Origin of the sequence: Streptomyces sp. CRCS-T-1, assembly GCF_024442335.1 — a bacterium.
Lineage (GTDB): Bacteria > Actinomycetota > Actinomycetes > Streptomycetales > Streptomycetaceae > Streptomyces > Streptomyces koelreuteriae.
This window is the reverse complement of record NZ_CP101651.1, coordinates 2,796,490-2,813,430: the sequence shown is the minus strand read 5'-3', so window position 1 is coordinate 2,813,430 and position 16,941 is coordinate 2,796,490. Positions and strand designations below refer to the sequence as shown.

Here is a 16,941-nt window from a genome sequence, read left to right as displayed (position 1 = left end):
CAGGCCCCGCATACGACACACCTGTACCCCCAGCGGTACGGCACCACAAAAGCAACAGCATCAACTGCATAGCGATGTCGTATGCCGCCCGCGCACCACGCGGCGCTCCCTCCCGAGGGAGTTGCCCACCGGGCCCGTGCCTCCCGTGACCCGTAGTTGGGGAGGCCAGTGCCAGGGGCACGATTGCGTCCGCGAGGGTCACCGAAGCGGGCGATGCTGGAAGGAAACCGTGTGAGCCGGATCTCGGTCCGGGGATTCGCAGTGGCTTCGGCCACGGCGGTCACCGCTGTCGGAAGCGTCGTCGGCGTTGCCTCGGGCAGCACCGCGCAGAACAACGACGCCGAAGCGACGGCAAACGGCACCACGTTGCTCGCGGACATCCCCTCGGGTCAGCAGGCCCAGGTGCAGACCGCGTCCCTGACGCAGCAGGCCGACGTACAGGCCATCGCCGCCGACGTGAGCGCGAAGAAGGACGCCGAGGAGGCCGCCCGCAAGGCCGCCGCCGACACGGCCATCGCGAAGAAGGAGGCCGCCGAGAAGGCGGCGAAGGCGGCGAAGGAAGCCAAGGAGCGCGAGGAGGCCGACAAGGCCGCCAGCCGTTCCAAGGACATCTCCGACATCCCCGTCTCGAGCTCCTACACGATCGCGCAGATCCAGGCGATGGCCCGGCAGATCGTGCCCTCCGGTCAGTTCCAGTGCTTCAGCAACATCGTGGACCACGAGTCCGACTGGAACTACAAGGCCGTCAACCCCTCCTCCGGGGCCTACGGCATGTTCCAGGCACTGCCCGGTACCAAGATGTCGTCCGCCGGTGCCGACTGGCGGACCAACCCGGCCACCCAGATCAAGTGGGGCCTCGGCTACATGAACGACCGCTACGGCAGCCCGTGTGACGCCTGGTCGTTCTGGCAGGCCAACAACTGGTACTGAGCCACCCGGCCTTCGGGCCCCTGTCATCCTCAGCACGAGCCCCGCACCGTCGTACGGTGCGGGGCTCGCGCCATGTACGGTCGGACCATGTCGCGAGTGCCAGGGTGGCTCGGCCGGCTCGGCGCCGGACTGACCGAGATGAGCGAGCAGTGGAACGAGCGCCGCGCCGAGGCCGAACGGGAGCGCGGCGAAGCCGAGTCCAGGACCGGGCCCGACGAGTACGTGCCGCCGCCCCCGGACTACGCGCCCGACGTTCCCGCCCGGCCCGATCCCGCGCTGGCCGTGCCGTGGGGCGTGCGGGTCGCGGCGGAGGCCGCCTGGCGGCTGCTCATCCTCGCGGGCACCCTGTGGGTGCTGATGCGGATCATCAGCGCCGTCCAACTGGTGGTGCTGGCGTTCGTGAGCGCCTTGCTGATCACCGCGCTGCTCCACCCGACCGTGGGCAGGCTCCGGCGGCTCGGAGTGCCGCGCGGGCCGGCCACCGCGCTGACCGCGATCCTCGGCTTCGTCATCATGGGGCTGATCGGCTGGTTCGTGACCTGGCAGGTCATGGAGAACATCGACGATCTCTCGGGCCAGATCCAGGACGGCATCGACGAGTTGCGGAACTGGCTGCTGAACAGCCCCTTCCACGTCACGGACAAGCAGATCAACGAGATCGCGGCGAACCTGCGTGAGGCGGTCGGCGCCAACACCGACCAGATCACCTCGGCGGGCCTGGAGGGCGTGACGGTCGTCGTCGAAGCCCTGACCGGGATCCTGCTGGCCGTCTTCTCCACCCTGTTCCTGCTCTACGACGGCAAGCGGATCTGGGAGTGGACGCTGAAGCTGGTCCCGGCGGCGGCGCGGCCGGGAGTGGCCGGGGCCGGGCCGGCGGCGTGGCGGACGCTGACGGCGTATGTGCGGGGCACGGTGATCGTCGCGCTGATCGACGCGATCTTCATCGGGCTGGGGATCTACTTCCTCGATGTGCCGATGGCCGTGCCGCTGGCGGTGTTCATCTTCCTGTTCGCGTTCATCCCGCTGGTCGGCGCCGTGGTGTCCGGGGCGCTGGCCGTGGTGGTCGCGCTGGTCACCCAGGGCGTGTTCACGGCCGTCATGACGCTGGTGGTGGTGCTCGCGGTGCAGCAGATCGAGGGCCACATCCTGCAGCCGTTCATCCTCGGGCGGGCGGTGCGGGTGCATCCGCTGGCCGTGGTGCTGTCCGTCGCGTGCGGGGGGATGGTGGCCGGGATCGGCGGTGCGGTGGTCGCCGTGCCGCTGGTCGCGGTGACGAACACGGTGGCCGGGTATCTGCGGGCGCATTCACGGGGGTCGGCGCTGCGGCATTCGGTACGGCCGCGGGGTGCCACGGCGGTGAGCGCCGAGCCGCCGCCTGCCACGGACCCGCCGTCGGAGTAGCCCGGCCACATCCACGCCGGCATGAAACAGGGCCCCGTCCACCATGCCCAGGGGACGGGGCCCTGCGGTTCATCGCCCGCGGTGCAATGCCCGCGGTTCATCGCCCGCGGTGGGGAGTTACTCCGCCAGGACCGCCTCGGCGTCCAGCGTCACGCCGACCGCCTGGATCACGGACGCGATCTTGAAGGACTCCTGGATGACGTCGCGGTCGATGCCGGCCTTGCGCAGGACCTGCTCGTGCGAGTCGAGGCACATGCCGCAGCCGTTGATGGCGGAGACCGCGAAGGACCAGAGCTCGAAGTCGACCTTGTCGACGCCAGGGTTGCCGATGACGTTCATCCGCAGGCCCGCGCGCAGGGTGCCGTACTCGTGGTCCGAGAGCAGGTGACGCGTGCGGTAGAAGACGTTGTTCATCGCCATCACCGCGGCCGCGGCCTTCGCCGCCGTGTAGGCCTCCGGCGACAGGTTGGCCTTCGCCTCCGGCTCCAGCTCGCGCAGCACGATCGGGGAGCGCGAGGCGATGGCCGTGGCCAGCACCGTGCCCCAGAGCTGCTGGGCCGGCAGGTCGGAGTTGCCGATGACCGAGCCCAGGTTGAGCTTCAGGTCCTTGGCGTAGTCCGGTATCGCGGACTTGAGGTTGTCGAGGGACATCTCAGATCACTCCCCGGAGAGCAGCGCGACGGGGTCGAGCGTCTCGTCGCCCTTGCTCCAGTTGCAGGGGCAGAGCTCGTCGGTCTGCAGGGCGTCGAGGACCCGCAGGACCTCCTTGGGGTTACGGCCGACCGAACCCGCGGTCACCATGGAGAACTGGATCTCGTTGTTCTGGTCCACGATGAACACCGCGCGCTTGGCGAAGCCGTCCTCGCCCTCGATGCCGAGGTCGCGCATCAGCTCGTGCTTGGAGTCGGCCATCATCGGGAAGGGCAGGTCACGAAGGTCGTCGTGGTCCTTGCGCCAGGCGTGGTGGACGAACTCGGAGTCGCCGGAGAAGCCGAGGACCTGCGCGTCGCGGTCGGCGAACTCCTCGTTCAGCTTGCCGAAGGCGGCGATCTCGGTCGGGCACACGAAGGTGAAGTCCTTGGGCCAGGCGAAGATGACCTTCCACTGACCCTCGTAGGTCTTGTGGTTGATCTGCTCGAACTCCGCGCCCTTCTCCAGCGAGACACAGGCGGTCAGGTCGAACTCGGGGAACTTGTCACCGACGGTGAGCACACACTCTCCTTGCAGCGAAGAAACACCCGGATTGCGGGTGTTTCCCATGGGTTGGACTGTGTTGATGTTGGCACAGCCTCGATTGATTACGGAAATAGCTACACTCGGTCGGGTTGATCGGAGGTAGTTATTAGTGACTGTGGGTAATAAGCGCAGGCAGCCCAGCCTCGCCCAGCTGCGTGCCTTCGCGGCCGTGGCCGAGCATCTGCACTTCCGGGACGCCGCCGGGGCGATCGGCATGAGCCAGCCCGCCCTCTCGGGTGCCGTCTCGGCGCTGGAGGAGACACTCGGAGTGACGCTCCTGGAGCGTACGACGCGCAAGGTGCTGCTCTCACCCGAGGGCGAGCGGATCGCCGTACGGGCCAAGGCGGTGCTGAGCGAGGTGGGCGCGCTGATGGAGGAGGCCGATGCCGCGCGGGCCCCGTTCACCGGGGTGCTGCGGCTCGGGGTGATCCCGACGGTGGCGCCCTATCTGCTGCCCACGGTTCTGCGGCTCGTCCATGAACGGTATCCGCACCTCGACCTCCAGGTGCACGAGGAGCAGACCACCAGCCTGCTCGACGGTCTCACCAGCGGGCGGCTCGATCTGCTGCTGCTCGCGGTGCCGCTCGGCGTTCCGGGCGTGAGCGAACTGCCGCTCTTCGACGAGGACTTCGTGCTCGTCACCCCGCTCGACCACCGGCTCGGCGGACGCGAGGGCATTCCGCGCGAGGCGCTGCGCGAGCTGAACCTGCTGCTCCTGGACGAGGGACACTGCCTGCGCGACCAGGCCCTCGACATCTGCCGGGAGGCAGGCCGCGACGACGTGCCCGTCACCACGACCGCCGCCGGGCTGTCCACGCTGGTGCAGCTCGTCGCCGGCGGACTCGGAGTCACGCTGCTGCCGCGCACCGCCCTCACGGTCGAGACCTCCCGCAGCAACCAGCTCCTCACCGGCTACTTCGCCGACCCGGCCCCCACCCGCCGGATCGCCCTGGCCATGCGCACGGGCGCGGCACGCGGCGCCGAGTACGAGGAACTGGCGGCGGCCCTGCGACAGGCACTGCGGCCGCTGTCCGTACGGGTCGTCGGCGAGGACGCGTGACGATCCGTACGGACAGCGGCTCGTACGAAAGACCTCTGCTCGAGACCTACTCGGTCCGCAGGCCCTCCGGCCTCATCAGCTTCCACAGCGGCGGCAGGCTCAGCAGGGTCACCACCAGGACGACCCCCGCGCCGATGCCGGTCATCGACAGCACGCTCGGCCAGTCCACGCGGACGGACGTGTCCGTCATGCGCAGCAGGACCGCGCCCAGGGCGATCCCCACCGTCGCGGCGAGCAGCAGGCCGAGGCCGATCGGGATCGCCGTCTGCCACAGGACCGACAGGCTGAGCGTGCGGCGCCGGGTGCCGAAGGCGACCAGCGACGACAGCAGCTTGCGGCGTTCGCGCAACTGCTCCAGCTGCGAGACCAGCAGGCTCGCCCCGATCAGCGCCAGCACACACGCGGCGCCGACGGACAGGCCCGTGCGGATGGTGGCGTAGCGCTCGTTGCTCTCGGTGCCGCTCCACGTCATCGGCTCGACCGTCGGGTCCAGCCGCGCGGCGGTGTTGCGCACGTGTTCGTACGCGTCCGGCACGGAGAGGTCCAGGCTGATGAAGATCTCCGTGGAGGCGGCCGCCCCGAGCGTCTCGGGCAGCGCGGCGGGCGTGACCAGGATGCCGCCGCGCTCGTACCCGGTGGGGTCCTCGCGGGGCTGGGCCTGCCGGATGTCCTTCGGCACGGTCCAGGAGACCCAGCCGTCGTCGGAGCGGAGGGTGTCCTGAGGGTCGGCCCACAAGGTCGTGCCGGGCTCGGTCAGATGGTCGTTGGCGCTGTCGTACTCCGAGCCCCTGACGGCGAAGACGTCCCCGTCGCGACAGGAGGGGAGCGTGGCCACCTCGCGCAGCGAAGCGCAGTCGGCCACGGTGAGCTGGGCCATGGACTCCGACTCGCCGCGCCGGTCGCCGAGATAGACATCGGACAGTGCGGTGAGCCCCCGCACGCCCTCGGTGTCGCGGTACTTCCCGGCGATGGCCGCGGGGTCGTCCCCGTCCGGCACCTGCACGCTCATCTGGGCCCGGGAGACGTCGTACCGGGACGCCTGGGTGTACTGGCCCTCGACACCCGCGAACAGCATCTGAAGGGCGATCGCCCCGGCCACCGCCACCGCGATGCCGTTGACCATCCGGGCCGCCGTGCCACTGCTCAACTGGAGCCTGCGCACGGCGAGCTGCCAGGCGATGCCGCCCGAGCCGAGCCGCGCCACCACCCTCTCCACCACCCAGGGGAGCAGCGCCGTGACGCCGACCAGCAGGAGCATCACGCCGCCGACGACGAGGTACTGGTTGAAGTTCCCGCCGTCGTCGCCCTGCCCGACCATCGGGGCGAGCAGGGCGAGCCCGCCCAGCGGCAGCAGCAGCCGCCACCACAGCCGGCGCCGCGTCGGCTTTGCCGAGCGCACCACGCCGAGCGGCTCGATGACCACCCCGCGCAGGGCGAGGATCGTCACCAGGACCGCCGCCGCCGGCACCGCCAGCGCGACCAGGACGGCCAGCAGGGGAGAGGGGTTCAGATAGCTCGGGAACACGCTGACCTGGAACACCTCGGCGGTCGCCGCCAGTTCGCGTCCGATCAGGAAGAACCCGGTGCCCAGGACGAGCCCCAGCACGGAACCGGCGAGCGCCTCACCGGCGGCGATCCTCCGGGTCATGCGGCTGTCGGAGCCGACCAGTCGCAGCGCCGCCAGCCTGCGGTCGCGCCGCTCACCGCCGAACCGCACGGCCGCGGCGATGAACACGGCCACCGGCATCAGCAGCACCACGAAGACGACCAGGACCAGCAGGAGCAGCACCGGGTCCCAGGGGTCGGACGACGCCAGGTCCGGGTTGCCGAAGCTGTCGATCCGGGCCCCGCTGGCGGGTCCCTCCAGCAGCTTCTCGAGCCCCTTGCCGCCCGCGAAGTAGGCGAGTTCCTGCGAGCCGACGAGCCCCTGCTCGCCGATGGTGCCCACGACGCGGTAGTCCAGCCGCTCCCGCAGCAGCCTGCCGTCGTCGGAGGCGAGCAGCTCCTTCAGCGCGGGGGAGACGACCATCTCGCCCGCCGCGGGGAACTCGGCGACTCCCGGCGGCAGCGGGGCCAGCGGGCCCTCCGGCTCCAGCAGCCGCCCGCGGACGGACACGTCCCGGAACGTGGTGTCCGCGTCCAGGACCATCAGCGTGTCGTCGGCCTTCGGTATCTCCTGCTGGCCGATGGTGTGGTCGCTGCGCGCCTCCTCACGCCGGTCCCGCTCCGCCAGCGCGTTCGGGATGGCGGTGGTGAGCAGCAGCAGCGCCACGCCGAGCCCGACGCCGACGGCCGTGAGCAGTGCCCGGGTCCATCCCTCGCGTCCGCCGGCGAAGGCGTACCGGGTGCCCATGGCCAGGTCCCGGGCCCACTGCCGTGCGCTCATACGACGCGCTCCATGTCCCGGGACTTCCCGTCGCGGACGACGATCTCGCGGTCGGAGTAGGCGGCGACCCGCGCCTCGTGCGTGACGAGCACCACGGCCGCGTTGGTGGACCGGGCGGCCTCGGTGAGCAGCTCCATCACGCGCTCGCCGTTGAGCGAGTCGAGCGCGCCGGTCGGCTCGTCGGCGAAGATCACCCGCGGGCTCGTCACCAGGGAACGGGCGACGGCGACGCGCTGCCCCTGACCGCCGGAGACCTCGCCGGGTCGCTTCTTGCGCAGGTCGTCGACCTCGAGCCGCTCCATCCACGCCAGCGCGGTCCGCTCGGACTCCTTGCGGGAGGACCCGCTCAGCCGCAGCGGGAGCGCGACGTTCTCCACGCAGGTGAGTTCCGGCACGAGCTGGCCGAACTGGAACACGAACCCGAACTCGGAGCGCCGCAGCGCACTGCGCTCGGCATCGCTCATCGAGGTCACCTCGCGCCCGTTGTACGTGATCGAGCCCGAGTCGGGTGTGACGATCCCGGCGAGGCAGTGCAGCAGCGTCGACTTGCCCGAGCCGGAGGGGCCCATCACGGCGACGACCTCGCCCGGGTGGATGGAGAACTCGGCGCCGTCGAGCGCGGTGGTCGGGCCGTACGCCTTGCGCAGGTCCTGGGCGGTGAGCAGCGAACCAGCGGGATGGGTCATCGGGCCACCGCCTCACGGAGCTTGTCCAGACGGGCCGCGGTCAGTTCCAGCCAGCGCAGGTCGGCCTCCAGGTGGAACAGGGCGTGGTCGCAGATGAGCTGGTCGGCCAGGTCGCCCTTGCGCTTGCGGTCGGTGAGGATCCGCATGCTGCGCAGATGCTCGGAGCGCTGGGTGTCGAGGATGTCGGAGGCGTCGCGGTGGGTGAGCAGCGCGAGGACGACCTTGGTGTAGAGGGTCGACTGGAGGTACGGCTCCGGCTTCTCGGGCGTCGCGAGCCAGCGCTCGACGTCGGTGATGCCGGCCTCGGTGATCGCGTACCGCTTGCGCTCGGGCCCGCCGCCCGCCTCGATGCCGTCGACCTCGACGAGCCCGTTCTTCAGCAGGCGGGACATCGTCGAGTAGACCTGGCCGTAGTGGAGCGGCCGGTCGTGACCGAACTTCTCGTCGAAGGCCCGCTTCAGGTCGTAACCGTGGCGCGGGCCGGACTCCAGGAGCCCCAGGAGAGTGTGACCGATGGACATGCCAAGCACTCTACATACTGTGTATACGCCGCATGTATACGCGGGGTGTGCAGTCCATGGCGGGCGGTGCGGTCGTGCAGGTCGGGGGCTGTTGTCACGGTTGCGCAACAGCCTCAGGCCGGCGGAGGTCCAGGCGGGGGCTCGGGGGCCGAGGTGCCGGGCGGCCGCCCGCGCCGGGGGATGGGCCCGGTCTCCCGCGGCAGCCTCCCGGTCTCGGCCAGCGCCTTCCGCAGCAGGAACTCGATCTGGGCGTTCGCCGACCGCAGCTCGTCCCCGGCCCACCGGGCCAGCGCCTCGTACACCGCCGGGTCCAGCCGCAGCAGCACCTGCTTGCGCTGCTGCTGCGGCCGGCGCTGCGGGCCCGGACCCTCGGACGGTGCGGTCACTGGTAGAGGGACCCGGTGTTGAGGACGGGCTGCGCGGCGCGGTCCCCGCACAGCACCACCATGAGGTTGGAGACCATGGCCGCCTTCCGTTCGGAGTCCAGCTCCACGATGTCCCGCTCGGAGATCCGGGCGATCGCGGCCTCCACCATGCCGACCGCTCCGTCCACGATCTGCCGCCGGGCCGCGACGACCGCGCCGGCCTGCTGCCGCTGGAGCATCGCCGAGGCGATCTCGGGGGCGTACGCGAGGTGCGTGAAGCGCGACTCGATGATCTGCACCCCGGCGGCCTCCACGCGCGCGTGGAGTTCGACGGCGAGCTTCTCGGTGATCTCCTCGGCGTTGCCGCGCAGCGAGAGGCCGTCCTCCTCATGTGCGTCGTAGGGGTACTCGATGGCGATGTGCCGCACGGCCGCCTCGGTCTGGGTGGAGACGAACTCGATGTAGTCGTCCACCTCGAAGGTGGCCTGGGCGGTGTCCTCGACCCGCCACACCACGACCGCGGCGAGCTCGATCGGGTTGCCGTAGGCGTCGTTGACCTTCAGGACGGCGGTCTCGTGGTTGCGCACGCGGGTCGAGATCTTCGTGCGCGAGGTGAGCGGGTTCACCCAGCGCAGGCCGTCCTCGCGGATCGTCCCCCGGTAGCGACCGAAGAGCTGGACGACCCGGGCCTCGCCGGGCGCCACCATGTTCAGCCCGCACATGGCCAGGAACGCCGCGAGCGCGACCAGGATGCCGCCGATGATCAGGCCGGCCTTCGCCCCGGAGCCGTCCACCGCCGTGGCGGTCGCGATCAGCCCGGCACCGGCCAGCAGCCCGAGCAGCCCGAGGAACAGGGCGAGCCCGCCGCCGATGCTCTGCGCGGTGAACTCCCGTACGCGTGGTGCCGGCATCTCGGGCACATCGGCGGTGACCTGCGCGTCGTGTGTGGACATGGGTGATCCCCCGTTCTTCTCGCGGACCCATCCTGCATAGCGTCCGTCTAACTAAGTGATATCACTTTATCGTGTCCTGGCAACCCTTCGGGTGTCTCGAACGTCGGTTCCGTTGGGATGGGTGCTGATTGTCACGCCCGCAAAGGGCCGGATCGGCAGCCCTATCTCTTATCTCCCGGTGTTAGCTTTCTGAGCTGACCTGAGCGGCGAACCTGTGTGACACACGAGCACACATGAACGAAGCGGAGCGGATCGGACCCATGGGACGAGCGGAAGAAAGACGCGCCAGACAGCGCGCCGGGCGCCGGGCGGCACCCAAGGGCCACCGTTCGTCGGCCCCTGCCGGGAAGAGCGGCATACGCAGGCTCTTCACCTGGAAGAAGATCCTCGGCACCTTCTTCGGCCTGTGCCTGCTCGGCATGGGCGCCTTCATCGTGCTGTACATGGTGATCGACATCCCCGAGGGGAACGCCGACGCCAAGCGCCAGAGCAACATCTACAAGTACAGCGACGGCTCGATCATGGCCCGCGACGGCAAGGTCAACCGCGAGGTCGTCGACCTGTCCAGGGTCCCCAAGGAAGTCCGGAAGACCTTCGTCGCCGCCGAGAACAAGACCTTCTACAAGGACGCCGGCGTCGACCTCAAGGGCACCGCCCGCGGCGTGGTGAACACGCTCTCCGGCCGTGGCGCGCAGGGCGGTTCGACGATCACCCAGCAGTACGTCAAGAACTACTACCTGACGCAGGAACAGACCGTCTCGCGCAAGCTGAAGGAACTGGTCATCTCGCTGAAGCTGGACCGGGAGAAGTCCAAGGACTACATCCTCGCCGGCTACATCAACACCAGCTACTACGGCCGCAACGCCTACGGCATCCAGGCCGCCGCCCAGGCCTACTACCGCAAGGACGCCGAGGACCTCACGGTCGCGCAGGGCGCCTACCTCGCCGCGCTGCTCCAGGCACCGAGCCAGTACGACTGGGCGGTCGCCTCCGAGGGCGGTAAGAAGATGGCCAAGGCGCGCTGGAACTACGTCCTGAAGAACATGGTCGAGGAGGGCTGGCTGAGCCAGTCCGAGCGTGACGGCATGAAGTTCCCGGTGCCCAAGGAGCCCAAGCCCGCCCCCGGCATGGAGGGCCAGAAGGGCTATCTGGTCAACTCGGCCAACGCGACCCTGGAGAAGCAGCTCGTCGCCGAGGGCAAAGCGAGCAGCCGCAAAGAAGCCGAGGCGCTGGTCAACGCCGGCGGCTGGACCATCACGCTGAACATCGACAAGAAGAAGCAGGCCGCGCTGGAGAAGTCCGTCCGGCAGCAGCTGAACAGCAAGCTCGACCCCGACAAGCGCGAGGTCGACGCGGACGTCCAGGCCGGTGCCGCGTCCGTGAACCCCAAGACGGGCGCCGTGGTCGCGATGTACGGCGGCCAGGACTACTTCAAGCACTGGTCCAACAACGCCACCCGCACCGACTACCAGCCGGCCTCCACCTTCAAGCCGGTCATCCTGGCCGCCGCCCTGGAGGAGCAGGCGAAGACGCAGGACGGCGAGCCGATCAACGCGCGCACGGTCTACGACGGCACAAGCAAGCGCCCGGTCATGGAGGACGGCAGCAAGGTCGGCTTCGCCCCCGAGAACGAGGACGACCAGAACTACGGGCCCATCAGCGTCCAGACGGCGATGAACAAGTCCGTCAACTCCGTCTTCGCGCAGATGGGCGTCGACGTCGGCATGTCCGAGGTGGTCGACGTCGCCGGCAAGCTCGGCATGGACACCGAGAACATGGAGGCCGTGCCCGCGCAGACCCTGGGCAGCATGGGCGCGAGCCCCCTGCAGATGGCCGGGGTCTACGCGACCCTCGACAACCACGGCAAGAAGGTCACCCCGTCCCTCGTGAAGTCGGCGGAGCACCTGAACCAGAAGGTCACCATGCCCGACCCGATCGGCGAGCAGGTCATCAGCCGTGAGGCGGCCGACTCGGTGACCTCGGTGCTGACCGGCGTGGTCGACGACGGCACCGCGCAGGGGTCCGTACGCAACAATCCGGCCCGCGACGGCCAGCAGGTGGCGGGCAAGACGGGTACGTCCGACAACAACAAGTCGGCCTGGTTCACCGGCTACACGCCGAACCTGGTCACCTCGGTCGGGATGTTCGGCGAGGACAACAAGCCCCCCTACAAGCAGGTCCCGATGTACAAGGCGGCCGGCGAGCCCCGTATCAACGGCGGCGATTTCCCGGCTCGGATCTGGGCGGCGTACACCTTCGGCGTCATGGGCGATGTCACCAAGTTCAACCTGGACACCCAGCAGGGCGCGGCCGTCCAGCCCACCTGGACGCCGACGCCCACGCAGTCGGAGACCGAGGAGCCTACCGAGGAGCCGACGACCGAGGAACCGTCGTCTTCCGCGCCGCCGACGACGGAGGAGCCGAGCACCTCGGCGCCCCCGACCCCGTCGACGTCACCGCCGACCATCACGCCGCCGACGACCCCGGGGACGGCGTCGCCGCCGACCGACGGCGACCCGTTCGACCCGGTGAATCCGGGCGACGAGGACTAGGAGACGCGAAAGGGCGCCCGGCATCACGCCGGGCGCCCTTTCGCCGTGTCGTCCCCCGCGTCAGCCGCGGTTGAGCTCGAACCAGACCACCTTGCCCGTGCTCAGCCGCGTCGCGCCCCAGCGCCGGGCCAGGCGGTTCACCAGGTACAGGCCGCGGCCGCCCTCGTCGGTCGCGCGGGCCTGCCTCAGGCGCGGCAACTGCGGCACGTCGTCGCCCACTTCGCAGCGCAGGACGTCCGTGCGCAGCAGGCGCACGGTGACCGGCCGGGTCGCGTACCGCACGGCGTTGGTGACGACCTCGCTGACCAGCAGCTCGACGGAGTCGCTGAGTTCCTCCAGGCCCCAGCGCTGCAGCGCGCGCCGGGCCAGCCGGCGGGCGCGGCCGGGGGCGGCGTCCTCCGGCTCCAGGAACCAGTACGCCACATCGCTGGGCGCGATCCCGTCGAAGCGGGCGGCGAGCAGCGCGATGTCGTCGTCCCGGTCGCCCGGGCCGAGCATGTCGAGCACCTCGTCGCAGAGGGCCTCCAGCGGCGGCGGATGGTCGGGGCCGGTGAGCTGCGCGGTCGCGGCGAGCTTCTCGCGCAGCTGCTCGATGCCGGTCCAGACGTCCCTGAGGCGCGACTCCACCAGGCCGTCGGTGTACAGCAGCAGGGTCGCGCCGGCGGGCGCGTCCAGCTCCACCGCCTCGAAGTCGACGCCGCCGACCCCGATGGGGGCACCGGCCGGCACGCGCAGCACCTCGGCACGGCCGCCCAGGTGGAGCAGGACGGGCGGCGGGTGACCGGCGTTGGCGATGGTGATGCGGTGCGATACCGGGTCGTAGACGGCGTAGAGGCAGGTCGCCATGCGGTCCACGCCGAGGCGCTGGGCCTGTTCGTCGAGGTGGTGCAGCACCTCCTGCGGCGGCAGATCGAGGCCCGCGAGGGTCTGGGCGGTGGTGCGCAGCTGGCCCATGATGGCGGCCGAGGTCATGGAATGGCCCATGACGTCACCGACGACCAGGGCGACCCGGCTGCCGGGCAGCGGGATCGCGTCGTACCAGTCGCCGCCGACCCGGGCCGTCTCCGCGGCCGGCAGATAGCGGGAGGCGAGCCGTACGCCGGTGGGGCGGGGCAGCGTCTCGGGCAGCATGGTGCGCTGCAACTCGTCCGCGATGTACGCCTCACGCCCGTACAGCACGGCCTTGTCGATGCCCAGCGCGCTGTGCGTGGCGAGCTGGGCGGCCACCAGCAGGTCGTCCGGCTCGAAGGCGACGCGCTCGGGGCGGCGCAGGAACAGGGCGGCGCCGATCACCCGGCGCCGGCCGCGCAGCGGGGCGAGGATCGCCCGCTGTCCGTCCGGTACGGCGAACTCGCCGCCCTCGCCGAGCAGCTCGGGCAGCGCGGCACGGGCCGCGGGAGCGTCGGTGAAAACCGGGCGCACACCCCGCAGGACCTCGGCGAGCGCGCTGCCGGGCCGCACCTCGCACAGCTCGGCGCCGACCGCGTCCAGCTCGTCCGGCTCGGGCTGGGTGGCCGGCTGGAAGCCGTTCTCGGTGTCGCGCTCCGCCGGTATCCGGTCGGTGCGGCGCAGCCGCAGCACCAGCGGGCCGGTGGGCCGCTCGTCGCCCACGGGCAGCGGGTCGCGCAGATAGACCAGGATCGCGTCGGAGAAGGTGGGCACGGTGGCCCGGCACAGCCCCATCACGATCTCGTCGAGATCGATGCCGCGGGCGATCCGCCGGGTGGCGGCGCCGACGAACCGGAGCCGGTCGCCGTCCCGCCGCATCGGCGTGGGCTTGCCCGGCGGCAGGCTCTGGCCGCTGCGGCGCTCGGGCCCCTCGGGATTCGGCGCGGGCCGGTCCTGCTCGTCGGCCGGCTGGACCGGAATGCTCTCGGGAGACGGGCGCGGCCGCGGGGTCTCGCGCTCGGCGGTCTGCTCGGCACCCGGCTGGGAGTGCTCGGAGGCGGGGTCGCTCACGGTGTCCTTGCCCTTGCCGAACGGCGTGGAGGTGCCCGGCTCCGAGGTGCCCGGCGTGGTGTGCGCCGTCGTGACCGGAACGGTGACGTCGCCGCCTGAGCGGCCCTGTACCGGTAAGGCGCCCGAGCCGGGCGTGCGCGCCGGTGTCGAGGTATGCACGAGCGCCCCGCGGGGATCCGCGGGGTCGATGCCCGTCTGCGGGCGTTCGAAGGAGGTCGGCTGCTCCGTCACGCGTGTCGAATCCATCCGTCCGGGGCTGCACGCCAGAGGTGCAGGTGGTCCCGCCGAAACTCCGATACCCGGAATACGTGCCCCAGGAACGAAATTCCCGCGTGGTCAGAGGTTGTTTCTGTGCCACCGGCAGACCGTCTGCGGTCCTCAGAGGCCCGCTGACGGCCCCCAGGGCCCGTGGAGCAGGCCCCGCCGGTGTTGCCCTCGTACCCCTCGCTCACGTCCTGCCGCCCCTCGGTGACGATCGGTCAAGCCCAGCGCGTGCTCCGGTAGTTGCCGCCGCGCGCCCTTGCGGAGGACGATCCTACGTTTCTTGCCCGGGGGCGCATCAAGGGTCTCATGAGGACACATGCGCGGGCGTACGATCCCAGTCCTCCGGCAGTGACGGTACCGCCCAGGACGGATCCGGGCGCCAGTGCTGCCAGCCTTCCGAGAACGGCGGCCCCCACGCGCGGATCACCTCCACCGCGGCCTGCCCCGCCGCTCGTACCTTTTCCGCCTGTTGGTCGTCCATCAACCCGTCCCGCCGGGCCTGGGCGAACTCGTCCTCGTCCCGCCAGTGCCAACTGCGGTCCGGATGGACGGAGATGTCCAGGAAGTGGTCCACGGAATCCACACCGCCCTCCCAACGGGCCAGCGGCTCCTCCAGGTTCACGTACCAGTTCTTGAACTGCCACCCCGGATCCCAGAACAGCCACACCGACCAGGGCTCGCCGGGGTGGGCCAGTTTCAGGACACCCGTACCGAACCACCGGTCGCGCTGCACGGCGCGCGGCTTGGTGTAGCGCGTCTCCAGCGGCTCCAGATGCACGGGGGTGCCGTCGGCGAGCACCGGCTTCACACACTCGGTGCCGGGCGCCAGCCACACGGCGAGCAGCTCGGCGTCGTCCCGTACGACGGTGACGGGACGGGCGATGTGCAGACGCGTGCCGCCGTTCTCCCGGTACCGCCACAGGATCCGGCTCCCGGGCGCCCAGAAGCCTGCCGCACCACCCGTTTCCACGCGTCTCACCGCTCCACCCTCTGCCATGGACAGATATTAGGTGCCATAGGCATACGACGCTGCGGCGCGTGTCACGGTTCACGCGCCGGGCGTAGTCGCTCCACACATCGTCACGGGTGCGTCATCCGCAGGACATCCAGTGCCTCGTCGAGCTGCTCCCGGGTCAGGTCGCCGCGCTCCACGTACCCGCCGTCCAGGACGACCTGACGGATGGTCTTCCGCTCGGCCAGCGCCTTCTTGGCGACCTTCGCGGCCTCCTCGTACCCGATGTACTTGTTGAGCGGGGTGACGACGGAAGGGGAGGACTCGGCGTACTCCCGCGCCCGCTCGCGGTCGGCGGTGACGCCGTCGACGGTCCGGTCGGCGAGCAGCCGCGAGACGTTGGCGAGCAGCCGGATCGACTCCAGCACGTTCTTCGCGATGACCGGCAGCATGACGTTGAGCTCGAAGTTTCCGGCGGCGCCCGCCGTGGCCACGGTCGCGTCGTTCCCGACGACCTGGGCCGCCACCATCAGCACGGCCTCCGGAATGACCGGATTCACCTTGCCCGGCATGATCGAGGAGCCGGGCTGGAGGTCGGGCAGGGCGATCTCGGCGAGGCCGGTGCGCGGGCCCGAGGACATCCACCGCAAGTCGTTGGCGATCTTCGTCAGCCCGACCGCGATGGTCCGCAGCTGCCCGCTGGTCTCGACGATGCCGTCCCGGGCGCCCTGTGCCTCGAAGTGGTCCCGGGCCTCGGTCAGGGGCAGCCCGGTCGTGCGGGCGACCTCCTCGATCACGGCGGCGGAGAAACCGGGCGGGGTGTTGATGCCGGTGCCGACGGCCGTGCCGCCGAGGGGCAGTTCGGCGAGCCGGGGGAGGGAGGCCTCGAGCCGCTCGGCGCCGTACCGCACCTGGGCGGCGTACCCGCCGAACTCCTGGCCCAGCGTCACGGGCGTGGCGTCCATCAGATGGGTCCGGCCCGACTTCACGACGTCGGCGAACTCCTCGGCCTTGCGCCCGAGAGAGGCCGAAAGGTGCGTGAGGGCGGGGACGAGGTCGCGGATGACGGCGGCGGTGGCGGCGATGTGGATCGACGAGGGGAAGACGTCGTTCGACGACTGGGAGGCGTTGACGTGGTCGTTGGGATGCACGCTCCGGCCCAGCCGCTCGGTGGCCAGGGTCGCGATGACCTCGTTGGTGTTCATGTTGGACGAGGTCCCGGACCCGGTCTGGAACACATCGACCGGGAAGTGCTCGTCCCACCTGCCCTCGGCCACCTCGGCGGCAGCCGCCTGGATCGCCTCGGCGATCTCCTTGTCCAGGACCCCCAGCTCGGCGTTGACCTTGGCCGCCGCCCCCTTGATCCGCGCCAGCGCCTCGATGTGCGCCCGCTCGATCCGCTGCCCGGAGACGGGGAAGTTCTCCACGGCCCGCTGCGTCTGGGCCCGCCACTTGGCATGGGCGGGCACCCGCACCTCTCCCATGGAGTCGTGCTCGGTGCGGTACTCGGTCCTGTCCTGCTCGCCGGTCATCGACGATCACCTCCACGTGGCACAGCGTCCGCGACGCGACCACTGTTCCCCGTGGAGGCGAACAGTCACCCCTGTTCTCAGGCGAGTCCGGGGGCCAGTACCGGAATGGCGGTGAACCTCGGCGCCGGGGCCCCGGGCGGGGTC

Annotated in this window: 14 protein-coding genes; 4 read left to right on the top strand and 10 right to left on the bottom strand. The window is 70.5% G+C overall.

What is annotated here, in order from left to right:
* Positions 1-231 precede the first annotated feature (231 nt).
* Together NNW99_RS12345 and NNW99_RS12340 are read left to right on the top strand one after the other, a co-directional pair.
* Positions 232-930 carry a transglycosylase SLT domain-containing protein gene (locus NNW99_RS12345; protein WP_251057767.1) on the top strand — a complete coding sequence of 233 codons (699 nt, stop codon included), beginning with the start codon at positions 232-234 and terminating at the stop codon, positions 928-930.
* Between the two features lie 87 nt (positions 931-1,017).
* Positions 1,018-2,331, top strand: a complete 1,314-nt coding sequence (locus NNW99_RS12340) for an AI-2E family transporter (RefSeq protein WP_215118848.1) — start codon at positions 1,018-1,020, stop codon at positions 2,329-2,331.
* A 117-nt stretch (positions 2,332-2,448) separates the two neighbouring features.
* Here the strand turns inward: NNW99_RS12340 and NNW99_RS12335 are convergent, their stop codons facing one another.
* Entirely contained in the window at positions 2,449-2,982 is a 534-nt protein-coding gene (locus NNW99_RS12335) for an alkyl hydroperoxide reductase (protein WP_215118847.1), read from the bottom strand.
* Between the two features lie 6 nt (positions 2,983-2,988).
* Complete coding sequence (locus tag NNW99_RS12330) at positions 2,989-3,543, bottom strand: peroxiredoxin (protein WP_184590931.1); 555 nt, start codon at positions 3,541-3,543, stop codon at positions 2,989-2,991.
* A gap of 133 nt (positions 3,544-3,676) precedes the next feature.
* Here NNW99_RS12330 and NNW99_RS12325 point away from each other — a divergent pair, with 133 nt between their 5' ends.
* Complete coding sequence (locus NNW99_RS12325; RefSeq protein WP_215118844.1) at positions 3,677-4,627, top strand: LysR substrate-binding domain-containing protein; 951 nt, start codon at positions 3,677-3,679, stop codon at positions 4,625-4,627.
* Positions 4,628-4,673: 46 nt separating this feature from the next.
* Here the strand turns inward: NNW99_RS12325 and NNW99_RS12320 are convergent, their stop codons facing one another.
* The 5 genes from NNW99_RS12320 to NNW99_RS12300 all read right to left on the bottom strand — a co-directional run bounded on the left by NNW99_RS12320 (position 4,674) and on the right by NNW99_RS12300 (position 9,538).
* The gene (locus tag NNW99_RS12320) at positions 4,674-7,013 is read right to left on the bottom strand and encodes an ABC transporter permease (RefSeq protein ID WP_215118842.1); all 2,340 of its coding nucleotides are present in this window, start codon (positions 7,011-7,013) and stop codon (positions 4,674-4,676) included.
* Entirely contained in the window at positions 7,010-7,699 is a 690-nt protein-coding gene (locus NNW99_RS12315; protein ID WP_215118841.1) for an ABC transporter ATP-binding protein, read from the bottom strand. The genes NNW99_RS12320 and NNW99_RS12315 overlap by 4 nt, the downstream gene beginning before the upstream one ends.
* A complete protein-coding gene (locus NNW99_RS12310; protein ID WP_215118836.1) occupies positions 7,696-8,220 on the bottom strand; it encodes a PadR family transcriptional regulator in 525 nt (174 codons plus the stop codon). Before NNW99_RS12310 ends, NNW99_RS12315 begins: the two co-directional genes overlap by 4 nt.
* A gap of 113 nt (positions 8,221-8,333) precedes the next feature.
* Positions 8,334-8,606, bottom strand: coding sequence for a hypothetical protein (locus tag NNW99_RS12305; RefSeq protein ID WP_215118834.1), 273 nt, complete (start codon positions 8,604-8,606; stop codon positions 8,334-8,336).
* Entirely contained in the window at positions 8,603-9,538 is a 936-nt protein-coding gene (locus tag NNW99_RS12300; RefSeq protein ID WP_215118832.1) for an SPFH domain-containing protein, read from the bottom strand. Before NNW99_RS12300 ends, NNW99_RS12305 begins: the two co-directional genes overlap by 4 nt.
* A gap of 260 nt (positions 9,539-9,798) precedes the next feature.
* Between NNW99_RS12300 and NNW99_RS12295 the strand changes: the two genes are divergently transcribed.
* Complete coding sequence (locus NNW99_RS12295) at positions 9,799-12,090, top strand: transglycosylase domain-containing protein (RefSeq protein ID WP_215118830.1); 2,292 nt, start codon at positions 9,799-9,801, stop codon at positions 12,088-12,090.
* A gap of 60 nt (positions 12,091-12,150) precedes the next feature.
* Here NNW99_RS12295 and NNW99_RS12290 read toward each other — a convergent pair whose 3' ends face one another.
* The 3 genes from NNW99_RS12290 to NNW99_RS12280 form a co-directional block, all read right to left on the bottom strand.
* Positions 12,151-14,295 (bottom strand): SpoIIE family protein phosphatase, encoded by a 2,145-nt coding sequence (locus NNW99_RS12290; RefSeq protein WP_215118829.1) that lies wholly within the window; start codon positions 14,293-14,295, stop codon positions 12,151-12,153.
* A 322-nt stretch (positions 14,296-14,617) separates the two neighbouring features.
* Positions 14,618-15,310, bottom strand: coding sequence for a DUF402 domain-containing protein (locus NNW99_RS12285; RefSeq protein WP_215118828.1), 693 nt, complete (start codon positions 15,308-15,310; stop codon positions 14,618-14,620).
* 83 nt (positions 15,311-15,393) lie between these two features.
* Positions 15,394-16,797, bottom strand: coding sequence for an aspartate ammonia-lyase (locus tag NNW99_RS12280; RefSeq protein ID WP_215118827.1), 1,404 nt, complete (start codon positions 16,795-16,797; stop codon positions 15,394-15,396).
* Between the last annotated feature and the right edge of the window lie 144 nt (positions 16,798-16,941).

Coding starts and splice junctions, on each gene's coding strand:
- NNW99_RS12340 (WP_215118848.1), top strand. CDS start 1,018: ATGTCGCGAGTGCCAGGGTGGCTCGGCCGGCTCGGCGCCGGACTGACC.
- NNW99_RS12335 (WP_215118847.1), bottom strand. CDS start 2,982: ATGTCCCTCGACAACCTCAAGTCCGCGATACCGGACTACGCCAAGGAC.
- NNW99_RS12320 (WP_215118842.1), bottom strand. CDS start 7,013: ATGAGCGCACGGCAGTGGGCCCGGGACCTGGCCATGGGCACCCGGTAC.
- NNW99_RS12315 (WP_215118841.1), bottom strand. CDS start 7,699: ATGACCCATCCCGCTGGTTCGCTGCTCACCGCCCAGGACCTGCGCAAG.
- NNW99_RS12310 (WP_215118836.1), bottom strand. CDS start 8,220: ATGTCCATCGGTCACACTCTCCTGGGGCTCCTGGAGTCCGGCCCGCGC.
- NNW99_RS12300 (WP_215118832.1), bottom strand. CDS start 9,538: ATGTCCACACACGACGCGCAGGTCACCGCCGATGTGCCCGAGATGCCG.
- NNW99_RS12295 (WP_215118830.1), top strand. CDS start 9,799: ATGGGACGAGCGGAAGAAAGACGCGCCAGACAGCGCGCCGGGCGCCGG.
- NNW99_RS12290 (WP_215118829.1), bottom strand. CDS start 14,295: ATGGATTCGACACGCGTGACGGAGCAGCCGACCTCCTTCGAACGCCCG.
- NNW99_RS12285 (WP_215118828.1), bottom strand. CDS start 15,310: ATGGCAGAGGGTGGAGCGGTGAGACGCGTGGAAACGGGTGGTGCGGCA.
- NNW99_RS12280 (WP_215118827.1), bottom strand. CDS start 16,797: ATGACCGGCGAGCAGGACAGGACCGAGTACCGCACCGAGCACGACTCC.